We start from the raw sequence: 21,892 nt of genomic DNA, 5'->3' as shown, positions 1-21,892 counted from the left end.
TGATGTTTAAAAATATTTTAAAAGGTATACAAGCCTATTCTGGTAGTCTTACTTTAATTTCAAAATTGAAGCTTTGGAAGTATTTTTTAGTGCCTATCATCATCAGTATTATTACTGCCAGTGTAATCGTTATTTCAACCTACGGACTTTCAGACAACATAGGAAATTTCATTTCTAGGGTTTGGCCTTGGGATTGGGGAAAAGAGGCATTTACTTCTTTTTCAACGATTCTTGGAGCAATCGTCATTTTTGCGATAGGCTTAATTTTGTACAAACATATCATTATGGCGTTATCTGCGCCATTTATGAGTCCTGTTTCAGAAAAAATAGAAGCTCATTTAATGGGTGTTGAGAAGCACAATCATAGAAATACTACGTTTAGCGAACAACTTTGGAGAGGTATAAGAATAAACGTTAGAAACTTATTGAAAGAACTATTGATTACGATTCCGCTTTTGATTCTCAAATTTATTCCAGTGGTCAATATATTTTCTACGGTTCTTTTATTTTCAACTCAAGCCTATTATGCTGGTTTTGGTAATATGGATTATACGTTAGAACGTCATTTTAAATATCGTGATAGTATTAAATTTGTGAGAAATCATCGTGGGATTGCCATTGGTAACGGATTGATTTTCATCCTATTTCTTATCATACCTGTGATTGGAGTTATTTTAGTTCTACCAATGAGCGTAACTGCTGCCTCAATAAATACCGTAAAATTGCTGAAAGAGGAAAACAGACTTAATGAACAAATAACAAGGCTTTAATGATCGCTCAATTTGATGGTTTCGAAATTAATGCTATTCACGAAGGCGATGCTTGGAAGATTTGCGATTTTGCAATTGCTAATACAGATCGTTTGAAACGCTATTTTCCGAAGACATTAGAACAAAATTTGAACCCGACGTTATCTCAAATTTATGTGGAGAAAAATGTCAAAGCTTTTTATGAAAAAACACAGTTTGTGTTTACTTTAAAACAAACCGTAACTAGAAAACTTGCAGCATTAATTATCATCAAAGAACTAGATTGGAATATAAAACAAGGTGAATTTGCGTATGCGATCGACTACAATTTTAAAGGTCAAGGATTAATGTCTAAAGCTATAGGTAAACTCTCTACATATACCTTTGAAAATTTAGGTTTAGAGCGTTTACAAATTATTGTAAATAAAGACAATATACCAAGTAGTAATGTTGCCACTAATAGTGGGTTTAAGTGGCAAAAAACCTTAAAAAACGAATTTACACCCAATGGTGAAGCTCCTCTAGACATGGAGTTATATGAATTATTTAAAAGCGAACCGTGAAAGACAAATTCTTTAAATACATACACGAATTACAAGATACAATTACAGCAAAGCTAGAAGCTGTAGATGGTAAAGCTAGCTTTAAAGAAGATATTTGGGACCGTCCCGAAGGTGGTGGAGGACGAACACGAGTTATAGAAAACGGAAATGTTTTTGAAAAAGGAGGTGTCAATATCTCTGGAGTACACGGTAAATTACCAGACAGCATGCAAAAGTATTTTGGTGTAGAAGATGCCGATTTTTTTGCCTGCGGAATAAGCCTCGTGCTCCACCCAAAAAGTCCAATGGTGCCAACCGTTCATGCCAATTGGCGCTATTTTGAGATGTATGATAAAAATGGAAATATCGTTGACCAATGGTTTGGCGGTGGTCAAGATTTAACGCCATATTATTTGTTTGAAGACGATGCCAAACATTTTCATCAATTTTGTAAAACAGCGTGTGATAAGCACAACTCAAGTTTTTATTCTCACTACAAAGAACGATGTGATACCTATTTTTACAATACGCACAGAAACGAAACTCGAGGTATTGGCGGACTTTTCTTTGATTATTGCAAGAAAACCGATGACATGTCCATGCAAAACTGGTACGATTTTGTAACCGAAGTTGGTAACAGTTTTTTGGATGCTTACGTTCCAATTGTTGAGAAAAGGAAAGATTTAGAATACACAAAAGCCCAACGTGATTGGCAAGAAATAAGACGTGGTCGTTATGTAGAGTTTAATTTAGTTCACGATAAAGGCACGCTCTTTGGGTTAAAAACAAATGGTCGTATTGAAAGTATTTTAATGAGCTTACCTCCTCATGTGCAATGGGTTTATGACCATCACCCTGAAGCTGGTAGTGAAGAAGAAAAATTAATTACTGTTCTAAAAAATCCTATGGATTGGATTAAAAAATAAACACATTATGAATCAAAACATAAACACTTTAAAAATGTATCCATTAAGAAGAAACCGAAGATTAAGAACCAACGCATCAATACGAAGCTTAGTTCGTGAAACCATCATTTCTCCTAATGATTTTCTCGTTCCCTTATTTATTGTCGAAGGCAAAGGGATTAAACAAGAAATTCCATCTATGCCAAATTACTACCGCTTTAGTTTAGACTTACTGGAAAAGGAAGTGAAGGAACTTTGGGGCTTGGGTTTAAAATCGGTGTTGCTTTTTGTGAAAGTGCCAGATCATTTAAAAGATAACAAAGGTACAGAGGCTTTAAACTCTAACGGTCTTATGCAACGCGCTATCAAAACAATCAAGAATGTGTGTCCCGAAATGTTGGTCATGACAGATGTTGCTCTCGATCCCTATTCGTCTTTTGGTCATGATGGGATTATTAATGAAGGAAAAATAATCAACGATGATACCGTAAGTGTTTTAGCTGAAATGAGCCTATCCCACGCTCAGGCTGGAGCAGATTTTGTTGCTCCAAGCGACATGATGGATGGACGCATTTTTGCGATACGTGAGACTTTAGAAACTGAAGGCTTTACAGATATTGGGATTATGAGTTATTCGGCGAAATATGCATCTTCGTTTTACGGACCGTTTCGTGATGCATTGGATTCTGCTCCTGCAGATGTCAAGGATATACCAAAGGATAAAAAAACCTATCAAATGGATTTTGCCAATCGTTTTGAAGCCATCAAAGAAACCCAAATGGATATCGATGAAGGTGCAGATATTGTGATGGTAAAACCAGGATTGTGCTATTTGGATATCGTTCGGGAAATAAAAAATGCGGTCGATGTACCTGTTGCTGTCTATCAAGTATCGGGAGAATATGCGATGCTCAAAGCTGCTGCCGAAAAAGGTTGGTTGGATCATGACGCAGTGATGCTAGAACAAATTACAGCGATTAAACGTGCTGGTGCAGATGTCATTGCTTCTTATTTTGCTAAGGATGTAGTGAAATTATTATATTAGAGTTTGAAACAGTTTATTTTCATAGCAACGCTTATCATTATTGCTGGTCTAAGCATATTAATTATTGCGGTGAAACCAAAAAATGCCTCAACAACTACGTCTGCTCTAAACAATTCTAATTTCTGCGGAACAAATGCTTTTTATAACGAGAATTCTTCCGAAGGAAAAAAACTTTTCAATGCCAATTGTGCGTCCTGTCACCAATTGGATAGAAAAATGACCGGACCAGCACTTAGAAATGTCGCTCAAAAATATGATTCTATAACAATTCTCAAATTTCTTCATGGTGAAAAAACAGAAATCATGAATGAGGATTATGGTATGACTTGTGTTAATTTTCCGCAACTAACATAAGAGGATATTTCCAGTCTGCTGTCTTATACAAATTAGGGGTTTTCAAAACCTCTTTAAATACTATTTTCAGGACTATTTTATATAGATTTATTTACAAGTATTTTTAGTCGTATTTCAGTAAAAATTATTTTCAAAAAAGCATACTTCTATGAGCGCCAATAAATTAACATAATTCTAATTTGGGAAAGGTTTTTTTACAATTTAAGGTCAAGATATTATTGATTATTTAAATTAATTATTATACTTGTGGTACTAAACTTACTACTCAAATGCTTAACAACCTAAAATTTCCTGGCCTACTCATAATCTTTTTTCTCTCTTTTAATTGTATAAACGCCCAACTTGAAGCCTTTGAGCTTGATGGAGAAGGCTGGGCAAAAGGAGACTTTATAGAATTTGCAATTAATTCTAAAGGTGTTTATGGAGCTCGAACAGAAAACACTCCTGCAAGCTTTCACGACAATAGAGAGCAGGATGGAAACGAATTATTTGGATTTCTTGCAAATCCGTTAGCAGATGGTTGGGTTGATTATGATGGTGATTTCTTTACTCCTGGATCTCCAGAAGAAGGTTTTGCTATTGAAGTTAGTGGGCAAAACTTCAACAATAATAATACAAGTGGTCTTTTTCAAATTCCGGGTGAGATAAAAGGAGTTAACGTTATACAATCGGACTGTTTTGAAGATACTGCACAGATCACCTGGGAAGGAAATGTGGTTGGGCTCAATCTAAAACGTTATTACAGTATTACAAAAGATGGGCTTTTTATACAAATGACTACCATTATTACAAACGTTTCCGAAGAAATAAAAGAAGACGTTTTTTTCATGCATAATGTAGATCCAGATAACAATGTTACATTGAGTGGAAATTATGAGACCGATCTTGAGCTGATATCACAGGCATCTTCTGCTGATGATGATATTTGCCTAGTTAAAGCCTCTCAGCCTCCTATTGGAAGCTCTCAGGACATGGATGGATCAAACGTAAGTTTTTATGCTCAAAATGAGATTGCCAGAGTTAGTTATGGTGGGTTTGAAAACCGAAACGCAAGTGCTGTTTGGAATGGTACTGGATATTCTTCTGCGGAAGGAGACTCTGTAAACTTCCTGGATGAAGCCATTTCAATCGCTTTTAATTTGGGTGATTTGGAGCCTGGCGAAACCACAAGATTCACATATTATTATATTCTTGAGAATATCGATGAAACATTTATTCCATTAATAGTAAATGTTTTTAAACAAAACCCATCAGTTTGTAGTGGTGGTGATGGGCAAATCGTACTTTCTGGTTTAGAGCCTGGAGAATCATATGTTATACAATATTTAGATGATGGAGTTTTAATACCTGACACTACCTATATTGCAGACGAAAATGGAGATGTTGCAATTTTAAATTTAGATGCTGGAAACTATACTAATTTAATGTTGAGCTATAGTGGTTGTTCTACAAATATCGATACTGTGTTTGAACTGCTGGATCCCGAACCACCAAACTATACAATTACAAGCCAAGAGTCTACAGATTGTGTTAATCAAAACGGAGTGATACGTTTTTCTGGTTTAACTCCTTATACAAATTACAAATATCAATACACATACAACGGTGAGCTTTTTGGTCCTGAAGTTGAAACTGCAAATGAGATTGGCGATATTATTTTAAACGATTTATCCCCAGGAACATATGCTAATTTTGTATTAGAACAATATGAATGCGTTACGAGCGATTCTTCAATAATTGTAATTACTGGCCCTCCGGTTCCTGATACACCATCTATACCAAATCAATTTTACTGTGATGAAGATCTAGACTATGTAACATCAATTGATTTGACGCCATTAAATGCCTTTGCTTTGGGCAGTTACTCTTCATCAACACATACCATTACATACCATGAAACAGAACAGAATGCAATAGATGGTGTCAATATTTCTGCTTCTAATTATACAACGTCGGGTGCTGTTACTTTTACTTTATATGTAAAGAGTACAGATAATGATTCTGGATGTTTTTCTTACAGTCCTTTTGGTGTCACTATTAATATACCTCCAGATTTTGAATTGACAGATGGTAAAATCTGCTTAAACAGCGATGATACCGTAAATTTAGATTACGATCCACCTATTTTAACAACAGGACTATCAAATACACTTCATAGTTTTGAATGGTATTTTGAAGGTGATGTTATTCCTGGAGAAATTTCAAATGAATTAACTGCCACGAATTTTGGAAACTATTCCGTAAAAGCCACTTTAATAGAAACTGGATGTGATATTATCGAACAAGCTGTCGTAACTCCATCTGGACCTCCACAAACATTAGAGGTAAATATTATATCTAATCCTTTTTCTGAAATTCACATGGTTGAGATCATTGCAAATGGCTATGGAGTTTATAACTATAGCATTGATAATGGCCCATACCAGACCTCTCCTCTATTTTCAGAAGTAATGGCTGGATATCATGAGTTTAGAATCATAGACGTTAATGGATGTGGACAAGTAATTGTAGAAAAAGTATTTGTCGATTACATGAAAGTATTTACACCAAACAATGACGGTGTCAAGGATTATTGGCAAATAATAGGCGTTAAGGAACTGATACAACCTATAATTTACGTTTATGATAGATATGGTAAGCTCATCACTACCTTAAATGATGATTCCATTGGATGGGACGGTACTTTAAACGGGAAACGTTTACCTGCAGCCGATTATTGGTTTACTGTTAAGTTTTTAGATGATAAATATGTTGAAAGACAATTTAAATCTCATTTTGCTCTTAAACGCTAATAATCTTTAGAGTATTTGTGCGTAGACCCTTTTTTAAAAAACAGAATAAGGTAAAAGGTTAATTGATAGTTATCAAAATAGTGGATTGGAATTTTGTAAATTAGCATCAAACTAAAATAATTTATGGGATTACTTATATTTTACGCACTTATATCTATCTTCTTTTCATTTTTATGCTCCATTTTAGAAGCTGTTCTATTAAGCATAACACCTACGTTTATCAACGTTAAGAAGAAAGAAGGCAAACATTACGCTGCAACGCTAGAAGAGTTTAAAAAAGATGTTGACAGGCCTCTAATTGCTATTCTCACTCTCAATACAATTGCACATACGGTTGGAGCGATTCTAGTAGGTGTACAAGCCAAAGTAGCCTATGCAGAACTTTATGGAAGCGAAGAGACCAGTGTATTCGGTATCGCCTTTACAGTAGATCTCATGGTTGGTATTGTTTCCACCATAATGACGATTTTAATTTTAGTTGCTTCAGAAATCATCCCAAAAACAATTGGTGCAACCTACTGGAAAAAACTCGCCAACTTTACAGCCAAAGCATTGCGAATCTTAATTTTTCCTTTAAAATGGACAGGAATTCTATGGCTTTTGAGATTAACCACAAAACTTATTGGAGGTAAAGGTCATGGCAGTGTCTTAAGTAGAGAAGGCTTTATGGTGATGGCAGATATGGCACATGAAGAAGGTGTTTTTCAAGAAAACGAAAGCAAGATCATTAGAAACTTACTTAACTTTAAAGAGGTCTTTGCAAAAGATGTTATGACGCCAAGAACCGTCATGAAAGCAGAAGACGAAAACACGACGATAGCAGATTTTTTCGGTAAAAATATGAACCTACGTTTTTCTAGAATTCCTATTTATTCTGGTGATGCAGATAATATAAAAGGTTTAGTACTTAAAGATGAAATCTTCAGGGAAATGGCCTTAGATAATGGTGATAAAAAATTATCTGAAATTAAAAGACATATCATTGTTATAGATCGAGAATTACCAATCCCCAAATTGTTTGAGCAATTGGTAGATACCAGAAACCACATGGCATTGGTTGTCGATGAGTATGGCTCTGTAAGCGGTTTGGTAACTATGGAAGATGTTATAGAAACACTACTCGGTCTTGAAATTATGGATGAAAGCGATAACGTATCAGACCTGCAAAATATGGCAAGAAAAAGCTGGGAAGCTAGAGCCAAAAAACTTGGTATTATAGAAGATACTGATGAAAAACAGGATCCCGAAAACAACAAATAATTCTTGGAGCAGTGTATCATTAAATCACCTTTAGGTTATACCAAAATTGTTGGTGATGATGAAGGGATTTCCGAAGTTGTTATTTTAAATTCCGAAGAAAAGGAAACAGATATTATTCCTACGGAATTAGAAGATTGTGTGATACAGCTCAAAGAATATTTTGAAGGTACTCGTAAATCGTTTGATTTAAAACTGAATCCACAAGGTACCGATTTTCAAAAGCTCATTTGGGAACTTCTGCAAGAAATACCTTATGGAAAAACCATTTCGTATCTCCAATTGTCAAAAAGATTGGGCGATGTTAAAGCTATTAGGGCTGTTGCAAATGCCAACGGTAAAAACCCAATTTGGATTATCGTACCATGCCATAGAGTTATTGGTAAGGATGGTAGTCTAACAGGATATGCTGGTGGTCTAAACCGTAAAAAATGGTTGATAGAACATGAAAATCCATACAAGCAACAACGCTTATTTTAAATAAAATAATTGCATATATTTAGTCTACAAAGCATTACAAACCATGAAATATTTAAAAAAATTCCTTAAATGGACACTTATCACCATTGCAGTATTGGTTCTATTACTGTATGTTTTTGACTACGGTTATATTTTAAGGGGAGTTCGCGTGGTTTATTTAACTGGTCACGACACAGCATTTATTGACGATTTCCCGTATTTTGAAAACGATACCATAAAAAAAGGAGCTCAAATCGATGCTTGGCCAAACCATAAAAATTACAACACCGTTTCTTCCACTAAAACTTTAGAACAGTCTAACCAAGATTGGGGCACTATTGCCTATGTCATCATAAAAAATGATAGTATTTGGTTTGAAAAATATTACGAAGGTTTTGATGAGAACTCCAAAACTAATTCGTTTTCTATGGCTAAAAGTTATGTTTCTGGGTTGCTGGGAAAAGCAATAATGGATGGTTACATAAAAAGCTTAGATCAACCTATAAGTGACTTTTATCCAGAATATAGCTACGCCAAGACAACGGTTGGAGATCTGGCATCAATGGCTTCTGGCTTAGACTGGGTTGAGTCTTATACAAGTCCGTTTTCTGTAACAGCACGAGCTAATTATGATGATGATCTTGCTGAAACCATTTTAGACCAAAAAGTAGTAAAAACACCTGGAGTAGAATTTGAATACTTAAGTGGTAGCACACAATTGTTAGGCATGATCATAGAAAAAGCTACAGGCAAAACGTTATCAAACTATCTATCTGAAAGCTTTTGGAAACCTCTTGGATCATCTGATAATGCGTTATGGCAATTAGATGATGAAGACAATAGATTGGCAAAAGCATTTTGCTGTATTGGAAGTAATGCTAAAGATTTTGCTCGCTTTGGAAAACTCTATAAAGACCATGGTAAATGGAACGGGAAACAACTTTTAGACTCTGCATTTGTTTCCAAATCAATAACACCCCGTTTTGCTCAAAGTCCTCAATATGGATACGGGTGGTGGCTGTATGATTATATGGGAAAAGAGTTTTTTATGATGCGCGGTCATTTGGGACAATACGTTATAGTAGAACCAAATGACAACATCATAATCGTGAGATTAGGACACAGAAAATCTCCAGACAACAATGCAAATACATTTAGTAATGACATTGGAGTATATATAGAAGAGGCTTATAAAATGCTGAACACCAAATCATAATATTTTGTTATTTAACAATTAGTTAGAGCTAGTTTTCTTGAATTATACTTTTTTTGATAAAAATCAATCAATCATGAAAACGACAGTACTCTCAACAATCACACTTTTTTTATACGCTCTTATATCTGCGCAAACCTCTCACAATTTAGATTTTGAAATCCTTGAAAACGATAGCGCTAAAGGTTGGACAACCTTCGGTACTGGAGATTACAAAGTCTCTTTTGATACCTCAGTCGTCAAAAATGGAAAAGTCTCTGGAGCCATTGAAAGCACGGGAGCCAACACACAATTTAAGGCATTAGCCTACACTATTCCAGCCAATTTTGGAGGTGAAAAAATTAAGCTCACAGGTTATCTCAAAACGGAAAACGTTAATGGTTTTGCAGGTTTGTGGTTGCGTATCGATCCACAGATTGCATTTGATAATATGCGATCAAGAAAAATAAATGGCACAAATGACTGGAAAAAATATGAAATTGAATTAGATCTGGATAATCGTGCACAACAAATAGTGTTTGGAGGACTACTTTCGGGTTCTGGGAAAATATGGATCGATAAATTAGAAATAACTATTGATGGTAAACCTTTAGAACAAGCTCCAAAGAAAGCGTTGGACAAAGTACAATTAGATCAAGAATTTGATAATGGTTCTAATATTACCTTCGGAAATTTAACTACTCAAAAAATAGAGAACTTAGATTTACTAGGACGTGTTTGGGGATTTTTGAAATACCATCATCCTGAAATTGCCAAAGGCAATGTTAATTGGGATTATGAATTATTTAGAGTTTTACCAGATTATCAAAATGCAAAAACCATTGAAGAACGTGATGCTATTCTAATCGCTTGGATTGATCAATTAGGTACTGTTGAACTCTGTAAATCTTGTAAGGAAGTATCTAAAAATGCCTTTCTAAAACCCAATTTAGACTGGATGACTTCTAACTCAATCTCCAAAGAACTAAGTAACAAATTACAGTACATTCAAAAAAATAGAAATCAAGGTAACCATTATTATATTGGTATGATGCCAGGTGTTGGGAATCCCGAGTTTAAAAATGAGAATCCCTATTCAGAAATGAAATATCCAGACGCTGGTTTCAGGTTATTATTTGTGTATCGCTATTGGAATATGATTAACTATTTCTTTCCGAATAAACATCTAATAGATAAAGATTGGGATAGTTGTCTTTCAGAATATATTCCGAAGTTCATAAATGCAAACAATGAATTAGAATATGAGTTGGCAGCACTTCAAATGATTGCAGATATCAAAGACACACATGCCAATCTTTGGGGAGGAAATGATAAAATCCAAGAACAGCGTGGTTATTATTTTGCACCCGTTCACGTAAAATTTATTGAAAGCAAACTAGTTGTAGACGATTTTTTCGATGAAGAAAAAAGTAAAGACACTGGATTAGAAATTGGTGATGTCATTACACATATCAATGATAAACCTATTGATTTATTAGTAGAAGAGATGAATGCTTTTTATCCAGCTTCGAACCAACCTACGCGATTAAGGGATATTAGTTTTGATATGTTGCGTTCTACTAAGCAAAGTTTGCAATTAACTGTAAAACGCAAAGAAACTACCAGAGATTTATCTATAGACCTATTCAATAAAAACGAGATTAAAGGATATTATAGATGGTATCCTGAGCGCACTGAAAGCAGTTTTAAAAAACTAAATGATGATATTGGATATGTTACCTTACAAAATATTACAGATGAAGATATTGATTTACTAAAAGAAGAATTTAAAGATACCAAAGGCATCATTGTAGATATTAGAAATTATCCTTCAACCTTTGTTCCGTTCAAACTTGGTAACTATTTGAACAGTAATCGTTCATATTTTGTTAAATTTACACAAGGCAGTATAAATCAACCCGGAGAATTCACACATCGAGATGGCCATAAAGTTGGTCGAAAAAGGGGTTGGACGTATAAAGGTGAAAAGGTTATTGTCTTGGTAAATGAAATATCTCAAAGCAATGCAGAATATACTGCAATGGCATTTAGAGCAGGCGATAAAACAACAATAATTGGTAGCACCACAGCAGGAGCAGATGGCAATGTATCATCCATTAATTTACCAGGAGGCTTAAGCACTATGATATCTGGAATTGGAGTTCAATATCCAGATGGTAGCGAAACACAACGCATAGGGATTGTGCCAGATATAGAAGTAAAACCAACTATAAAAGGCATTACAGAAGGTCGTGATGAAGTATTAGAGAAAGCCATAGAGCTCATCAATCAAAATATAACTCAAACCGAAACTATAAAACACTAATGATTTCAAAACTCAATTTAGAACACATCTTATTCTTAGACATCGAAACAGTTCCTGAGACTGAGCATTTTTCTGAATTGGATGACGTCAAACAAGACTTATGGTCCCATAAATCACAATATCAAAGACGTGACGAATTTACTGCGGAAGAATTTTACGAGCGCGCAGGCATTTGGGCAGAGTTTGGTAAAATAGTTTGTATTTCGGTAGGGTATTTTAAAATGGAAGGTGATGTGAGAACGTTTAGGGTCACATCTTTTTTTGGTGATGAAATTAAAATTCTGAAAGATTTTAAAAATCTTCTCATCACTCATTTTAGCTCCAGCAAACATTTGCTTTGTGCGCACAACGGGAAGGAATTTGATTTCCCGTATATCGCACGTCGTATGATCATTCACAATATAGAGTTGCCTTATAAATTAAATCTCTTCGGAAAAAAACCCTGGGAAGTCCCACACGTCGACACATTAGAACTCTGGAAGTTTGGAGACTATAAAACCTATACCTCTCTTAAATTACTAACCAATGTTTTAGGCATCCCATCACCAAAAGATGACATAGATGGCAGCGAAGTGTATCGTGTCTATTACAAAGAAAAGGAAGTAGACCGCATCATTACCTATTGCGAGAAAGATACAATAGCAGTGGCTCAGATATTTTTGAGATTACGTGGAGATGAGCTACTTCATGATAATGAGATCATTCACGTTTAGGCAACATATTCGTAGCTAGTTAAGTTGTAAATGGAAATAAATTAAAGGGAAATTATGTACTAGTCTAAAACTTTTTTATGACTAAAATCAATTAATGGCATTCGTAGTTTTGTAAATGTGTATAAGAGATATAGAACATTTCCTGAGTGTAAATTTTATGGCGTTGGTTAGTGAAATCTCGAACTTTAACCCTATCAGAATCTTTCAAAAGCGAGACTGGAGCTTCTGTCCAAATAATGAGATTATTAAAGTTAAATACTTAAACTCCTTTAGTTGCACCAATGCTTTACTTCATGTTTACTGATTTCTATACTTTTCCAATTTGTTTCATTATCAGTTGAATTCTTTGGTTCTAAAAAAATTTTCAAAACAAAAAAATCCAGACACGATGTCTGGATTTTTAATATCAACTAATTAAATATATTTATTGTTTGATAAACTTACGGGTTTCAAATTTATCATTGACGTTAAACTGTACAAGGTAAAGTCCAGGTTTAAGATTGCCAACATCAATAGTGTTTGATGATGTACCTTTAGCAACTTCTTGACCTAACATATTTACAACAGTAAACTCTAGATTTTCAATATTAGATTCAATAAATAATTCTCGACCTTTAACTGGATTAGGGTATAAAGAAATCTGAACATCTAAATATTGAACAAAACCTTCATCTGTTATTCTAGCGGTACCACAAGGTCCTAAATTAATCCAACCTGATGATGTTCTTTCATATAGAGAACCTTGATACGTTACTTTATCTCCAATAGAGTAGGATTGACTTCCATTATATGGTGCAACTCCTGCACATTTATCTGCAGCTCCATTTGTTAAACTTACAGCGTCAACTGCCATATCACCTTGCCAGGTTGTACCTGTAGTTCCATCAAAACGAAGTTTTATATTAGAATTAGCATAAGACGATAAGTCTACATTGGCATTTAACCAAGAATTACCTTGATTGCCTGATCTTGTCCAAATTGTAGTCCAAGACGATCCATTATTTGTACTCACCGCTAATTTTAAATTACCCATTGCAGAAGTACCATACATATGATATTTAAAATTAAAAGTCGCTTGACTTTGTCCTGATAAATTAAAACATGGTGACTCTAAAATAGCACGCTTTGTTGAGTAGTTTGGTGAAGATGATTCCATAAATATGTATTGAGAACCTTCCGTTGCACTAGTAGGACCTGTATTGCTTGATGGTGTTGCGCCAGAACGTCTCGTCCAGTTAAAATCATCATTAGTTGCTTGTGTCCAAGCTCCAAATCCGCTCTCAAATCCTTCATTATAAGGAAATGAAGATACACCACCTGTACAACCCGTTGGAGGATTTGTTCCACCTGTAGTTATATTTACAGTATAATCTTCAACTTCTCCATAATCAAATGTCTCACAAGATGTTGGCGTACCATTATATTTCATAGATACTCGCAGTCTCTTATCTCCATTTGTGGTTCCTGCAGGTACTGTAAATGTTCCGCTTACTGGTGTTGTTTGGGTTGCAGCAATAGATAAAATTTGTTCTCCAGAATCTGTAAAATCCCCATCGTCATTATAATCTATCCATGCAGCATAACCCTCACTATACGTTGTACCCGTCCAGGTTGGAGTTACGGTTAACGTATAATTAGAGCCTTTATTTAAATCTGTTGAAGTGCTTGTAAAATCTGAATATGATTGAGCACCAGAAGATTTATTGATACTTCCCACTTGTACTCTAGAAATATACTCATCTGCAACACTGTTACCTTGTGAGTTACAATATTGATTACCTGTTTGACATGGGGTACATGATCCTCCACAGTCTACTCCTGTTTCATTTCCGTTTTGAATACCATCATTACAAGTTGGCTGTGTTACAGCTCCACATTTATCTGACAATGCTAAACTACGTCTAGCACCACCTGCAGCCAATACTGCACGCATTCTATTTTTTTGGCCAGTTGTGAATAAGTTCATACAAGAGTCATTTGTGTAATCCATATAGTTTTGAACCATATCTGTAGATCCACAAGATGTTTGTCCTATTGGACATCCTCCATTAGAGGTTTGATGAGTTGGTGTATCACTTACAAAATCATTTCCGCAGTTAGCATCTCCCCAAATATGACGAAGGTTAAAAAAGTGACCTACTTCATGAGTTGTTGTACGACCTCCATCAAATGGTGCAGAAACATTACCCGTTCTTCCAAAATAGTTATAAGCCATAACAACACCATCTGTAGCAGCACTTCCTCCTGGAAATTGCGCATAGCCTAAAATAGTTCCTCCATTACTTAACATTTGTGGCACAATCCACATATTTAAATATTCTGAAGTATTCCAAGGGTCAATCCCACCGGTTGATGATCTTTTCATGTCATCACTAGTTCCCCAGTCTCTTCTCGTTGTTGATTTTCTGGTAATACCGGTTGTTGCGTTACCATTAGGATCTACGGTGACTAAACAAAATTCAATTTCAGAATCTGCTGCCTGAGACCAAACATTGTCTGCATCTGGATTGGTTCTTCTAAAATCTTCATTTAAAACGTCTAGTTGTGATTGAATTTGGGCAACACTTATGTTCTCTGTACTATTTCGATACAAAACATGCACAACAACTGGAATGGTAATTATGCTACCATCAATTCTGCTATTTTGCATCTGCTCAATTTTGTTTTGAGTAAATATTTCAATCTGTTGCATACGGGCTTCAAGAGTTGGATCTTGTTGTTTCCTCGTTGCTAGATTTTCCATTGCTCCGCAGTTTCTCTCTTGTACATCTTGGGCAAATAAAGAAGTAATAGTGAGAAAACACAATAATGCTAAAGTAATTGTTTTTTTCATGTTAAATGTGTAATTAATTGTTGTTAAAAATAAATATTGTGTCGTGAAAGTATTAAAATATTGTTAATATCAAAACTTTACTATAACGTTTTCGTTGAATTACAATATTTGTTTTTTTGGTTACGGTTTTTCCGTAATTTACGTGAAGAAAACAACTACATTTCTTGATATGGAAGCTATTATAATGAGGAAACCTCTTTATCATGTAAACAAGATAAAGAGGTCTCACTAAGTAAATTTATTAAAAAATCTAATCTATTGTTTGATAAACTGTTTTGTAATGATTTCTCCTTCCGAAGAAAATATGATTCTATAGACTCCTCCGTTTAAATTACTAATGTTCATAGAGTTGTTTTTTACAATTCCTGCGGAAACTTTCTGTCCAACCATATTGTAAATTTCATAAGAAAGGTTGGAATATTCAGACTTTATATAAAGTGTTTTTCCTTCAACCGGATTAGGATATAAAATGATTTCCTTTACTTCATTTATTTCTGTGGGTTCTTTAGATATATCAGTCATATTTCTTGAGGAAATAGAACTGGTTGATAAATTAACATTATCAATGGCAATATCTGCTTTCCATACACTACCCGTAATTCTGTTGAATCTCAATTGTAAACTTCCTCCAGTATAAGCAGAAAGGTCGATATTAGCTGCGTTCCAAGAATTACCTTGATTTCCTATACTATTCCATATGCTAGTCCAACTTACTCCGTCATCTTGACTAACCTCTAACTCTATAGTTCCCATTTCTTTGTCTCCAAACTGGTGATAATTAAAACTGAATGTAGCTGAAGTTTCACTGCTTAAATCAAAACATGGTGAGTTTAAAACAGCTTGTTTGTTAGGATATCCCGTATCCCCTGATGCTTCAACATAAACATAATAAGTGCCCTGTGAAGCACCTGACGGTCCTGTACCTGTCGATGGTGTCCCAGCTGAATTGACCATCCAGTCCGTATCGTCAATTGACGATTGCGACCAGGCTCCCAAAGTGTTCTCAAACCCCTCCGAATATGGGAAGGAGCTGATACCATCCAAGCATCCGTTACCGGTGTTTGAGGAATTACCAGTACTACCCTCAGATAAATAAACATCGTCTATCGCGACATCCCCTTGCCATGTGTTACCGGTTACTCTATTGAAACGCAATTGTAGACTTCCTCCTGCATAGGCTCCAAGGTCTACATTTGCTGTTAGCCAAGTATCTCCCAAATTTCCACTACTGTTCCATATGGATGTCCAGGTCGTCCCATTGTCATCACTCGCCTCAAGATCGATGCTTCCCAGAGCATCTGCACCAAACTGGTGGTACTTAAAGCTGAAGTTCGCATCTGTTAGGCCTGAAAGATCAAAACACGGTGAGTTTAGGATTGCTTGCTTTGTAGGGGATCCCATAGGCGCAGAGGCTTCTACATAAACGTAGTAAGTGCCCTGTGAAGCACCTGAGGGTCCTGTACCTGTCGATGGTGTGCCATCTGAATTGACCATCCAGTCCGTGTCGTCAATTGACGATTGTGACCAGGCTCCCAAAGTGTTCTCAAACCCCTCCGAATATGGGAAGGAGCTGATACCATTCAAGCATCCGTTACCGGTGTTTGATGAACTATTAGTATTACCTTCAGATAAATAAATATCGTCTATCGCGACATCCCCTTGCCATGTGTTACCGGTTACTCTATTGAAACGCAATTGCAGACTTCCTCCTGCATAGGCTCCAAGGTCTACATCTGCTGTTAGCCAAATATCTCCCAAATTACCACTACTGTTCCATATGGATGTCCAGGTCGTCCCATTGTCATCACTCGCCTCAAGATCGATGCTTCCCAGAGCATCTGCACCAAACTGGTGGTACTTAAAGCTGAAGTTCGCATCTGTTAGGCCTGAAAGATCAAAACACGGTGAGTTTAGGATTGCTTGCTTTGTAGGGGATCCCATTGCAGAGGCTTCTACATAAACGTAGTAAGTGCCCTGTGAAGCACCTGACGGTCCTGTACCTGTCGATGGTGTGCCATCTGAATTGACCATCCAGTCCGTGTCGTCAATTGACGATTGCGACCAGGCTCCCAAAGTGTTCTCAAACCCCTCCGAATATGGGAAGGAGCTGATACCATCCAAGCATCCGTTACCTGTGTTTGAGGAATTACCACTACTACCCTCAGATAAATAAACATCGTCTATCGCAACATCCCCTTGCCATGTGTTACCGGTTACTCTATTGAAACGCAATTGTAGACTTCCTCCTGCATAGGCTCCAAGGTCTACATCTGCTGTTAGCCAAGTATCTCCCAAATTACCACTACTGTTCCAAATGGATGTCCAGGTCGTCCCGTTGTCATCACTCGCCTCAAGATCGATGCTTCCCAGAGCATCTGCACCAAACTGGTGGTACTTAAAGCTGAAGTTCGCATCTGTTAGGCCTGAAAGATCAAAACACGGTGAGTTTAGGATTGCTTGCTTTGTAGGGGATCCCATTGCAGAGGCTTCTACATAAACGTAGTAAGTGCCCTGTGAAGCACCTGATGGTCCCGTACCTGTCGATGGTGTCCCAGCTGAATTGACCATCCAGTCCGTGTCGTCAAATGACGATTGTGACCAGGCTCCCAAAGTGTTCTCAAATCCCTCCGAATATGGGAAGGATGTAACTTCTAAAGGACACTCAGTAGTAAAAGTAGGTAGTAATGTGACATCATCAATTTCATTCAAATATTCTTCAATACCAACATATCCACTAGGCCACACGTATGTTGTGATATCCTGGCTTTCATTAAAACCCTTATTAAGCATCCATTGGTTGGGAATACCATCATTATTCGTGTCAAAATTTGAAGGATGTGTATTTATGGGCTGAGTACTTACACTAGCTTGAAATGCATTATAATGAGCTGTCGATAGATTTGTTTCAGGAGTAAAATTTACAAGAATATCATTTTGAACATTATTCAAATAAATAGAATCTGGATTATCTATCTCTTCAATATTGTTTCCATTTTCATCCAAACGAGCATTAGCTCCTACATTGTATCTTACATCTTCAAAAGCGTCAACTGCAGATTGGATTGCAAAAGAACCGCCTAGAAGTGGAAATTGAGTATTTGCTTTAAAATCTGTTGTGAGTTGGCTGTTGGTTGGTGCTCCAGAATAGGGCGTTCCAATAGGATTAAATCTCCATCTCCAAGTAAAGTAATTATCTGCATTTGGATTTGTCAAAACATCACTTATGTAATTACCACTTGTGTATATAGATGGGAATTGAGTTACAGGTGCTCCCGTTGCTTGGCTAAAAGGATACCAGAGATTCCATCTTGATTCATCTGCAGCTGGATAATTAGTAAAATATTGATAATAATTACCTATATGATTTAGGTCATGCCCTCCTTGACTCACACTAATAAGCGTTCTAAAATTCCAAACTACATTATTAATAACATCTACTCTTCCGTTGGATTGATAATTAGGAAATCTTTTGCTACAATTATAAAACATGTTGTTTATAAAACTCATATTCTCAGATTGATCAACATCTCCGCCCAATATCATTCCCGTTTTATTACTTTCAGCAAATAGATTTCTTTGCCAAGTAAAATTACTACCGTTACCAGCATCTGCAGTTTCATCTGTACCCCAAGATATAGAGCAGTGGTCAATAATGTAATTGCTACAGTGGGAGATGTTAAGAGCATCAAGCTCTGTAGCAGGATAAGCAGGATAACTAGGTCTGAATCTTACATATCTTATTATAAGGTTATTCATATTTGAAATTTCAAATCTAGCTGATGAATTAGCACCTACAATAGTAATACCTCCATCTGGAGATGTTTGTCCTGCAATAGTAACATTATCTTGATCTCGGAAATGTAATTTATTAGTGAGGACAATTGTACCAGATACAGCAAAAGTTATAATGCCTCCATCGGTATTTTTTGTGTTTTCTAAGGCTTGTCTAAAGCTCCCAACACCAGAATTATTTAAATTAGTTACCACATACACAGGCTTACCTCTTCCGCCTGTTGCATAAGCTCCTGCTCCATTTGCTGTTGGAAAGGCTTTAAGTGTTTGAGCATTTAATGCTGTGAAAGAGAGAAATATTAAAAAAGAGAATAATATAGTCTGTTTAAAAATGTGATTCAATTTTGAATCACCAACTTTATTTTTATTTATTAAACTATTTTTTACTGAGGTATTTAATGAATTTATAGATTCATTTAAAACATTGTCAATTTTACACATCATGCCGACTTTATCAATTTATTGATTAATTCAAGATTTAAAAAAACTGTCTCACAACAGATTTGTGCGTAGAAAATTGAAGTTTATTATGAAAGGGGGTAGCGGAAAATCTAACGTAAAAATTTCACAATTAGAAGGCGCAAAACTATATATATTTTTAAACCTCACCTAACACAAACCAAAAATAGTTATTAACATTTTTTAAAATAAGTTAAGTGTTTTCAACAAATCTTAATATCAATACTTTTCGAAAATGCTCTATATCACCTGTATATCAGCACAAAACAAAAATATAAATCGCATTCATAGTTGTTAATTAATATCTTGATAAAATCAAAAATTTATTTGAAAAAACACCCGGTTTAAGTAATACAATTAGTTTTTATCCTAAAATTGTTCTAAAATTTCTAATTGATAAAATTAGAAAATAACTACATTTACTAATGCTTAAAACAAAATTACTTGATGTCAAAAACCTTTCAATTTCTTTTTCTTCGGAGAGCATTGAAAAAGAGATTATTCATAACATTTCCTATTATTTGCATCCAAATGAAATTTTAGGTGTTGTGGGAGAATCTGGTTCAGGAAAATCGGTATCCTCATTAGCGATTCTTGGTTTGCTTCCGAAGAAAATTTCAAAAATCAAAAATGGACAGATTCTATTTGAAGAGCGAGACCTCACCAACCTTACATCCAAACAATTTCAAAACATAAGAGGTAACGAAATTGCAATGATATTTCAAGAACCAATGAGTTCTCTAAACCCTTCAATGACCTGCGGTGAACAAGTTCAAGAGGTACTTTTGCAACATACAACTCTTTCAAAACCTAAAGCAAAAAACGAAACATTATCCCTTTTTGAAAAAGTAAAATTACCAACACATCAACGTGTTTACGACGCGTATCCTCATGAAATTTCGGGAGGACAGAAACAACGTGTCATGATTGCCATGGCAATTGCCTGTAAACCCAAAATATTAATTGCAGACGAGCCAACAACTGCGCTTGACGTTACCGTACAAAAAGACATTATTTTGTTGCTAAAACAGTTACAAAAAGAGCAAGAAATGAGCATTATCTTTATTTCCCATGACTTGTCACTTGTTTCAGAAATTGCAGATAGAATTATGGTGATGTATCGCGGAGATATTGTTGAACAAGGTGACGTTGAGCAAGTTTTTAAATTTCCGAAGCATTTATACACCAAAGCATTAATCAACTCAAAACCATCAATGGACACGCGACTTAAGCAATTACCAACCATTGATGATTTTATTAATAAAACTGCTAAATCAGATATTATTTCTTCGGAAGAACGCTCTCAAGCCCACAAAACATTATACGATAAAAAACCTCTTTTAGAAGTCATAAATCTCGAAAAGGAATTCATATCAAAATCTGGATGGTTCTCAAAACCAGATACTTTTAAAGCTGTGAATAATGTATCCTTCAAACTATACAAAGGGGAAACTTTAGGCTTGGTTGGAGAATCTGGATGCGGGAAATCAACACTTTCAAACGCTATATTGCAATTAGACAAAGCTACTGCTGGCTCCATTTTATATCAAGGTGAAGACATTACCAAACTTTCAAAGTCTGAAATTAGAAAACTTAGAAAAGACATCCAGATCATTTTTCAAGATCCCTACGCATCACTAAACCCAAGACTTACAGTGGGAAACGCAATTATGGAACCAATGAAAGTTCATCATATTGGCACCTCTGAAGTAGATAGAAAACAGCGCGTTTTAGATCTATTGTTAAAAGTTGGTTTAGACGAAACTTATTTTAATCGCTATCCTCATGAGTTTTCTGGCGGACAAAGACAACGTATTGGCATTGCTAGAGCTATTGCCTTAGAACCTCAACTAATTATTTGTGACGAATCGGTTTCTGCACTTGACATTTCAGTTCAGGCCCAGGTTTTAAACCTGCTTAATACACTTAAAAATGATTTTGGATTTACCTATATATTTATTTCACACGACATGGCTGTGGTTAAATATATGTCTGATCAATTGGTTGTAATGAATAAAGGGGAAATTGAAGAAATGGGAGATGCAGATGAACTCTACAGAAATCCTCAAAAAGAATACACTAAAAAACTTATTCATGCTATTCCAAAAGGATTATAGCATGAATATTTTTTTAGTTAGGGTTAAGATATTTTTGAGCAATCTCATTGTGTTTTGAAAACCAGCTAAAAGCTTGCTTTCGGTATTAGTAGGGTTTGGTAAATTTGGGGCAAAAAAGTTCATTCAGTTAAATTTTATGATAGATTTGGGGCAAATCATAAAGTTAGGTTAAACATTAAATATCTTATTCCGATTTGGTTTTGTAAACATAATATGATTTTTCAAATAATCAGCCTAAATACATAATTAATCGCTGTAATACATAATATTTTAACATTTAACACCTATTTAACAGATTTTTCTTACAAATATTTGTATTCTTTAATACTCTTCGGAACAAAAAAAAGCCACTCTAAA

At 35.4% G+C, this 21,892-nt stretch carries 14 protein-coding genes; 12 read left to right on the top strand and 2 right to left on the bottom strand.

The features are described from left to right. Positions 1-2 precede the first annotated feature (2 nt). From GQ40_RS13625 to GQ40_RS13575, 11 genes are all read left to right on the top strand, one after another. Positions 3-770, top strand: coding sequence for an EI24 domain-containing protein (locus GQ40_RS13625; protein WP_047551972.1), 768 nt, complete (start codon positions 3-5; stop codon positions 768-770). Beyond that, a complete protein-coding gene (locus GQ40_RS13620; protein ID WP_047549512.1) occupies positions 770-1,312 on the top strand; it encodes a GNAT family N-acetyltransferase in 543 nt (180 codons plus the stop codon). The genes GQ40_RS13625 and GQ40_RS13620 overlap by 1 nt, the downstream gene beginning before the upstream one ends. After that, positions 1,309-2,217 (top strand): oxygen-dependent coproporphyrinogen oxidase, encoded by a 909-nt coding sequence (gene hemF / locus GQ40_RS13615; protein WP_047549509.1) that lies wholly within the window; start codon positions 1,309-1,311, stop codon positions 2,215-2,217. The genes GQ40_RS13620 and hemF overlap by 4 nt, the downstream gene beginning before the upstream one ends. Before the next feature lie 34 nt (positions 2,218-2,251). Next, positions 2,252-3,241, top strand: a complete 990-nt coding sequence (gene hemB / locus GQ40_RS13610) for a porphobilinogen synthase (protein WP_047551970.1) — start codon at positions 2,252-2,254, stop codon at positions 3,239-3,241. Positions 3,242-3,244: 3 nt separating this feature from the next. Beyond that, positions 3,245-3,595, top strand: coding sequence for a c-type cytochrome (locus GQ40_RS13605; protein ID WP_047549506.1), 351 nt, complete (start codon positions 3,245-3,247; stop codon positions 3,593-3,595). 269 nt (positions 3,596-3,864) lie between these two features. Further along, entirely contained in the window at positions 3,865-6,387 is a 2,523-nt protein-coding gene (locus GQ40_RS13600) for a T9SS type B sorting domain-containing protein (RefSeq protein ID WP_047549501.1), read from the top strand. Positions 6,388-6,510: 123 nt separating this feature from the next. After that, positions 6,511-7,647, top strand: coding sequence for a CNNM domain-containing protein (locus GQ40_RS13595; protein WP_047549498.1), 1,137 nt, complete (start codon positions 6,511-6,513; stop codon positions 7,645-7,647). A gap of 3 nt (positions 7,648-7,650) precedes the next feature. Continuing rightward, positions 7,651-8,124 carry a methylated-DNA--[protein]-cysteine S-methyltransferase gene (locus GQ40_RS13590; RefSeq protein ID WP_047549495.1) on the top strand — a complete coding sequence of 158 codons (474 nt, stop codon included), beginning with the start codon at positions 7,651-7,653 and terminating at the stop codon, positions 8,122-8,124. Between the two features lie 43 nt (positions 8,125-8,167). Continuing rightward, positions 8,168-9,319: a serine hydrolase domain-containing protein gene (locus GQ40_RS13585; protein ID WP_047549492.1), complete on the top strand. Its 1,152-nt coding sequence runs from the start codon at positions 8,168-8,170 to the stop codon at positions 9,317-9,319. 73 nt (positions 9,320-9,392) lie between these two features. Beyond that, the gene (locus GQ40_RS13580) at positions 9,393-11,621 is read left to right on the top strand and encodes a S41 family peptidase (RefSeq protein ID WP_047551968.1); all 2,229 of its coding nucleotides are present in this window, start codon (positions 9,393-9,395) and stop codon (positions 11,619-11,621) included. Next, complete coding sequence (locus tag GQ40_RS13575; RefSeq protein ID WP_047549489.1) at positions 11,621-12,334, top strand: 3'-5' exonuclease; 714 nt, start codon at positions 11,621-11,623, stop codon at positions 12,332-12,334. Before GQ40_RS13580 ends, GQ40_RS13575 begins: the two co-directional genes overlap by 1 nt. Positions 12,335-12,758: 424 nt before the next feature. Here the strand turns inward: GQ40_RS13575 and GQ40_RS13570 are convergent, their stop codons facing one another. Beyond that, the gene (locus tag GQ40_RS13570) at positions 12,759-15,167 is read right to left on the bottom strand and encodes a GEVED domain-containing protein (RefSeq protein WP_047549486.1); all 2,409 of its coding nucleotides are present in this window, start codon (positions 15,165-15,167) and stop codon (positions 12,759-12,761) included. Between the two features lie 255 nt (positions 15,168-15,422). Next, positions 15,423-19,403 (bottom strand): T9SS-dependent choice-of-anchor J family protein, encoded by a 3,981-nt coding sequence (locus tag GQ40_RS17840; RefSeq protein WP_231565579.1) that lies wholly within the window; start codon positions 19,401-19,403, stop codon positions 15,423-15,425. 440 nt (positions 19,404-19,843) lie between these two features. Here GQ40_RS17840 and GQ40_RS13555 point away from each other — a divergent pair, with 440 nt between their 5' ends. Beyond that, positions 19,844-21,535: an ABC transporter ATP-binding protein gene (locus GQ40_RS13555; protein WP_047549483.1), complete on the top strand. Its 1,692-nt coding sequence runs from the start codon at positions 19,844-19,846 to the stop codon at positions 21,533-21,535. The last annotated feature ends 357 nt before the right edge of the window (positions 21,536-21,892 follow it).

Source organism: Psychroserpens sp. Hel_I_66, from assembly GCF_000799465.1.
Lineage (GTDB): Bacteria > Bacteroidota > Bacteroidia > Flavobacteriales > Flavobacteriaceae > Psychroserpens.
The sequence above is the reverse complement of the archived record's forward strand: the minus strand, read 5'-3'. Positions and strand labels throughout refer to the sequence as shown.